Raw genomic sequence first — 6,169 nt, 5'->3', positions numbered from 1 at the left:
TTTTTTTAACAAAACTACTGGCCTAGTCCGCGTTCGCTCGCCACTACTAACGGAATCTCAATTGATTTCTTTTCCTCTGGTTACTTAGATGTTTCAGTTCTCCAGGTTGTCTCTTTAAACCTATGTATTCAGTTTAAAGTACCACATAAAGTGGTGGGTTTCCCCATTCGGAAATTTTCGGATCAAAACTTACATACAGCTCCCCGAAACTTATCGCAGTATATCACGTCCTTCATCGGCTTTCAGTGCCAAGGCATCCACTACACGCCCTTAAACGCTTGATTTATGCACAGAAAAAAATTCTGTGTTGAATCAAATTTTTATTTTGAACATTAGCTAATAACATTACTAATGTTCGGATATAGATATTGATATTAATTATTAATTTTTACGATTTTTTATAACTAAGTGTTTTGGTGGAGGATAGCGGGATCGAACCGCTGACCTCCTGAATGCAAATCAGGCGCTCTCCCAGCTGAGCTAATCCCCCATGATCTTAAATTGGTGGGCCGAGAAAGACTCGAACTTTCGACCCCACCCTTATCAAGGGTGTGCTCTAACCAACTGAGCTACCGGCCCCCATGCAAGAGAAACACTATTCAAGAAGAGAAATGAGGACGGTCAACATTATCCTGTATATTATTTAGAATGAAATTTTACTTTCATTCATCCTTAGAAAGGAGGTAATCCAGCCGCAGGTTCCCCTACGGCTACCTTGTTACGACTTCACCCCAGTCGCTGACTATACCGTGGTCAAGGGTTTTAAACCTTGCCTTAAGGTAGAACCAACTCCCATGGTGTGACGGGCGGTGTGTACAAGACCCGGGAACGCATTCACCGTGGCACGCTGATCCACGATTACTAGTAATTCCAGCTTCATGCACTCGAGTTGCAGAGTGCAATCCGAACTGAGGTATCTTTTGAGGATTTGCTTAACTTCGCAGTCTTGCTTCCTGTTGTAGATACCATTGTAGCACGTGTGTAGCCCAACACGTAAGGGCCATGAGGACTTGACGTCATCCCCACCTTCCTCCAGCTTATCACTGGCAGTTCTTTCAGAGTGCCCAACTTAATGATGGCAACTAAAAGTGAGGGTTGCGCTCGTTGCGGGACTTAACCCAACATCTCACGACACGAGCTGACGACAGCCATGCAGCACCTGTGTTTCGTCCGGCCGAACCGAAAACTCTAATCTCTCAGAGTCGCGACGAACATGTCAAGTGTTGGTAAGGTTCTGCGCGTATCTTCGAATTAAACCACATGCTCCACTACTTGTGCGGGTCCCCGTCAATTCATTTGAGTTTTAACCTTGCGGTCGTACTCCCCAGGCGGTGTGTTTATCGGTTTCCCTGCGACACTGAAAATAAATTTCCAACGTCTAACACACATCGTTTACAGCATGGACTACGAGGGTATCTAATCCTCTTCGCTACCCATGCTTTCGTTCCTCAGTGTCAGTAATGATCCAGAAAGCTGCCTTCGCATTTGGTATTCTTTCTAATATCTACGAATTTCACCTCTACACTAGAAATTCTGCTTTCCTCTATCATACTCTAGCTGAAAAGTTTTGATGGCAGTTCCAGAGTTAAGCTCTGGGATTTCACCACCAACTATTTCAACAACCTACGAACTCTTTAAGCCCAGTAATTCCGAACTACGCTAGGTCCCTTCGTATTACCGCGGCTGCTGGCACGAAGTTAGCCGGACCTTCTTATTCGGGTACAGTCATTTTCTTCCCCGACGAAAGAGCTTTACAACCCAAGGGCCTTCTTCACTCACGCGGCATCGCTGCATCAGAGTTTCCTCCATTGTGCAAGATTCCCCACTGCTGCCTCCCGTAGGAGTTTGGGCCGTGTCTCAGTCCCAATGTGGCTGATCATCCTCTCAAATCAGCTATTGATCACAGTCTTGGTAGGCCATTACCCCACCAACAAACTAATCAAGTGCAGGCTCATCCAATGGTGCATAAAGCTTTCTCCGTAAAGACTTATCCGGTATTAGCACAAGTTTCCTCGTGTTATTCCAGGCCAAAGGGCAGATACCTACATGTTACTCACCCGTCTGCCACTAAGTATTACTACTTCGTTCGACTTGCATGTGTTAGGCGTGCCGCCAGCGTACGTTCTGAGCCATGATCAAACTCTCAAGTTTAAAAACGGCGCACACTAGCTTCCATATAAATTCTAAGAATAAAATTTATATGTGATTGAAGTGTGTACGACAAATTTTTGGTAACCTTAACCGTCCACACTTCTCTTCTTAAATTTTTAACTTTTAAAATAGCTAATTGAGCAAAAAAGGCTCAATAATCCTCACTAATTTATTGTTTAAACAATAATTTTATTGAGAAAGTTCAGTGCTTATAGGCTAAAATTAATGGAAATCAAGCATTTAAGAGCAAAAAAAATAACAAAAATACAGTATTTTAAAGGGTTTTTTTTGATTTTTATCTACCTCTAAACTAATAATTGAACGTCTATTATAAATATATGCTTAAAAATTTACAAAATAAAATTAAAAAAAATTTTGAAATTTTCGGTCTCATAATCTTAATTTTTATTACAGCAACTTTTACAAGTTATTTTAACTATAAAAAAAGTTTAAATGATAAAGCTTACAATAATTTTATAAATAACATTTACTTTAAAAAAACTTTAAGTCACTTAATAGACAATCTTGAACCAAAATATAAAAAAGTTAAACATAAGATAAGAGCTGGAGAAACTTTTGATAAAATATTAGAGAGCTATTCAATTGAAAAATCTGAAATAAATAAAATTAAAAATTCCCTTAAAAAAAAAGTTAATCTTAATAAGTTAAATACAAAACAGATAATTCAGTTTAGTCTTAATAAAACTAATAATAAAATTGAAGAATTTATATATCAGGTTTCAAACACTCAAAAGATTTATCTAAAAAGAAACATTCAACAAGATAATTTTAGAAAAGAAGTTGTCTCGATTAAATTAGAAAAAGAAATTATTTACAAAGAAAACTTAATTGAACAAAGTTTATACAAAGCAGCCACCGATCAAAAAATACCAGCAAATATAATTATAGAATTTGCAGGGATTTATGGTTTCCAAGTTGATTTTCAAAGAGATATTAGAAAAAATGATAAATTTCAAATTATGTATGAAATTTTCTTAAATGAAAAAAATGAGATTTCTGAAACTGGAGAAATTCTTTTTGCAAACCTTAAGCTAAGCGGACAGGATAATAATTTATATTATTTTGACTTTAATGATAGTCAAGGGCACTATGACAAAAATGGTAAAAGTGTAAAAAAAGCTTTAATGAAAACTCCAATTAATGGAGCAAGGCTATCTTCTCCATTTGGAATGCGAAAACATCCTATTGATGGTTACAACAAAATGCATCGGGGAACAGATTTTGCTGCCCCTATGGGAACTCCCATAATGGCGTCAGGTGATGGCATTGTTAAAAAAGCTGGATGGTGTGGTGGAGGGGGTAACTGTGTAAAAATTAAACACAACTCAACATATCAAACTGTTTATGCTCATATGTCAAAATTTGCTAGAGGTATAAAATCTGGAGTAAGAGTTAAACAGGGTCAAACTATTGGTTATGTTGGATCAACAGGTAAATCTACTGGCCCACATTTACATTATGAAGTGATAGTAAATGGAAAAAAAGTTAATTCACAAAAATTAAAACTTCCCTCGGGTAAAATCTTAAAAGGTAAAGAAAGAAAATTATTTGAAACTGAAAAAATCAAGCTAGACGTCCTTAAATCGGAAAAAATACTTGGAATAAATTAAATTATTTCTAGTTGGGATTTTGAATCTTTTTGAATTTTATTTTTATCATTAGGATTGTTTTCTAGATCTTTAGCAGAATTTTTTTCTGAATTTTCTATATTTTCTTCAGAAATTTCAGAATTATTTTCAGATTTATTTTCTAAAAATTTATCTCTCCTAAAACTTTCTCTTTCATTAAGTATTCTAGTGAAGTGATCTGCGTGCTGTAAATAATTCTCAGATAAAATTTTATCCCCATTTGAAAGGGCCTCTCTAGCTAAATCGTTATATTTTTCAATTAACTTTGGAGCATTGTGATTATTTCGTCCTGGGGACTTTCTTTTAAAATTTTCATTATTTGAAAAGTTGGGAGCAAATTTTGAATTCTCGCCATTTGATTTAAAATTTCTTATATTTCTTCTAAAACCACTTCTTCTATTGTTATTATTGTTGTTATTTCTAAATGTTACCATGATTTAATTGATTATATTTTTGTGCTGACTATACATCTATCATTATTTGCAAGATCTTTTTGAGTGCTATCTATATAAAAACCTTCTTTTTTTAATAAATTAATAACTTTATTTTTTTGATCAAATCCGATCTCTAAAATTAGTTTCCCGTTTTTTTTTATCAGTTCAGAGGATTTTTTAATTACTTTTCTGATTTCTGATAAACCATCCAATCCACCGTCTAAAGCTAGTCTTGGTTCAAACTCAGCAACATCTCTTTCCAAATATTTTAATTTATGTTTTTTAATATAAGGAGGATTAGAAACAATTAAATCATATTTACCTAAATTGAATTTGTCAACATCTGATTTATATAATTTTAATCTAGAACTAACTTTGTGAGCTACTGCATTTTTTTTACTTATAATTAAACATTTTTTACTTAAATCTATGCCAGTTCCACGAAAATTTTCTCTCTCCTTTAAAATTGAAACAATAATACAGCCTGAACCAACGCCAATATCTAAAATATTAATTTTACTTTTTTGTTTTGTTAATCTTAATATATTTTCAACAACCAACTCTGTATCAGGCCTTGGTATTAATATATCTTTTGTAATAAAAAACTCTGAATCCCAAAAAGACTTTTTTTTAGTTAAGTATGCTAGCGGGTATCCCAAAGATCTCTGCTCAATTAACTTATAAAAATTATTTAAATCATTTTTATTAATTGAATTACTGGAATTGAGTAAAATATAATTTCTATCTTTATTAATTATTTTTGCCATTAAAATTTCAGCATCTAATATTGAGTTAGGTATAAATTTACTCTTTAAAATTTTCGAACCCTCATTAATAGCCAAATTAATATTCATATATTATTTTAAGTTGCTAAGACTTTCCTCTTGTGCTTGTAGTGTCAAAGATTCAATCATTTCATCAAATGCTTCTCCTTCTAAAAATTCATCTAATTTATGAAGGGTTAAATTTATTCTATGATCTGTAACTCTTCCTTGAGGAAAGTTATAAGTTCTTATTCTTTCTGATCTGTCTCCGGTACCAATTTTTGTCTTACGATCTTGAGATCTTTCTTGTTCTATTCTTGACCTTTCCAATTCATATAAACGTGCTCTTAAAATTTTCATGCCTTTGGCTTTATTTTTATGTTGTGATTTTTCATCTTGTTGAGATACAGATAAACCTGTTGGTATATGAGTAATTCTAACTGCACTATCTGTTGTGTTAACCGATTGTCCACCTGGACCTCCTGCTCTAAAAACATCAATTCTTAGATCAGAGTCGTTGATCTTTAAGTCAACTTCCTCGGCCTCAGGCAATACAGCTACTGTTGCTGCCGATGTATGAACTCTTCCTTGAGTTTCTGTGTCTGGAACTCTTTGAACTCTATGTACTCCACTTTCATATTTTAATGTAGAATAAATATTTCTTCCTTTAATAGAGGCTATAACTTCTTTTAAACCTCCAGCATCACTTCTTGAAATTGAAATTAATTCTAAAGTCCATCTTTTTTTATGACTAACTTTTTCATACATCTTAAATAAGTCAGAAGCAAACAAACTTGCCTCTAAACCACCAGTTCCTGCTCTAATTTCAATAATCGCATTTTTTTTATCCGCTTCATCTTTTGGTAATAAAAATAATTTTAATTTTTTTTCATGAATTTCATGATGTGAATTTAAATCAGCTAATTCTATTTCGGCCATTTTTTTTAGCTCATCATCTGATGTTTGATCATTTAGAATTTTCTCTAATTCCTGTTTATCTTTATCAAAAGAGATATGTTTTTTTGCAACATCTATAATTTCGTTAATGTCTGAATACTCTTTAGATTTTTCTGCAAACAATTTTTTATCTATTTCCCCTGAAGAAAGTTCTTTTTCTAAAGAAGAATGTTTTTCAATTAGCTCTTCGATTGTTTTTGATGGAATCATTTTT

4 protein-coding genes, 2 tRNA genes and 2 rRNA genes (1 of these 8 only partly in view) are annotated in these 6,169 nt (G+C 33.6%); 1 reads left to right on the top strand and 7 read right to left on the bottom strand.

The window, feature by feature from the left end:
- The 4 genes from AMN81_RS04475 to AMN81_RS04460 all read right to left on the bottom strand — a co-directional run.
- Nucleotides 1-284, bottom strand: a 23S ribosomal RNA gene (locus AMN81_RS04475); it reaches 2,469 nt to the left of the window's first position.
- A 130-nt stretch (nucleotides 285-414) separates the two neighbouring features.
- A tRNA-Ala gene (locus tag AMN81_RS04470) sits at nucleotides 415-490 on the bottom strand.
- Nucleotides 491-502: 12 nt separating this feature from the next.
- Nucleotides 503-579, bottom strand: a tRNA-Ile gene (locus AMN81_RS04465).
- A gap of 97 nt (nucleotides 580-676) precedes the next feature.
- A 16S ribosomal RNA gene (locus tag AMN81_RS04460) occupies nucleotides 677-2,151 on the bottom strand.
- Together the 16S and 23S rRNA genes with 2 tRNA genes alongside form the textbook arrangement of a ribosomal RNA operon.
- A 338-nt stretch (nucleotides 2,152-2,489) precedes the next feature.
- Here AMN81_RS04460 and AMN81_RS04455 point away from each other — a divergent pair.
- A complete protein-coding gene (locus AMN81_RS04455; RefSeq protein WP_072090890.1) occupies nucleotides 2,490-3,782 on the top strand; it encodes a M23 family metallopeptidase in 1,293 nt (430 codons plus the stop codon).
- Here AMN81_RS04455 and AMN81_RS04450 read toward each other — a convergent pair.
- The 3 genes from AMN81_RS04450 to prfA are packed head-to-tail and all read right to left on the bottom strand — an operon-like array spanning nucleotide 3,779 to nucleotide 6,165.
- The gene (locus AMN81_RS04450) at nucleotides 3,779-4,234 is read right to left on the bottom strand and encodes a DUF4167 domain-containing protein (RefSeq protein ID WP_072090889.1); all 456 of its coding nucleotides are present in this window, start codon (nucleotides 4,232-4,234) and stop codon (nucleotides 3,779-3,781) included. The genes AMN81_RS04455 and AMN81_RS04450 overlap by 4 nt on opposite strands.
- 11 nt (nucleotides 4,235-4,245) lie before the next feature.
- Nucleotides 4,246-5,088 (bottom strand): peptide chain release factor N(5)-glutamine methyltransferase, encoded by an 843-nt coding sequence (gene prmC / locus AMN81_RS04445; RefSeq protein WP_072090888.1) that lies wholly within the window; start codon nucleotides 5,086-5,088, stop codon nucleotides 4,246-4,248.
- 3 nt (nucleotides 5,089-5,091) lie between these two features.
- Entirely contained in the window at nucleotides 5,092-6,165 is a 1,074-nt protein-coding gene (gene prfA / locus AMN81_RS04440; RefSeq protein WP_072090887.1) for a peptide chain release factor 1, read from the bottom strand.
- Between the last annotated feature and the right edge of the window lie 4 nt (nucleotides 6,166-6,169).

It is taken from the genome of Candidatus Pelagibacter communis (assembly GCF_001179845.1).
In the GTDB taxonomy this organism is placed as follows: Bacteria; Pseudomonadota; Alphaproteobacteria; order Pelagibacterales; family Pelagibacteraceae; genus Pelagibacter; species Pelagibacter ubique_Q.
The sequence above is the reverse complement of the archived record's forward strand: the minus strand, read 5'-3'. Positions and strand labels throughout refer to the sequence as shown.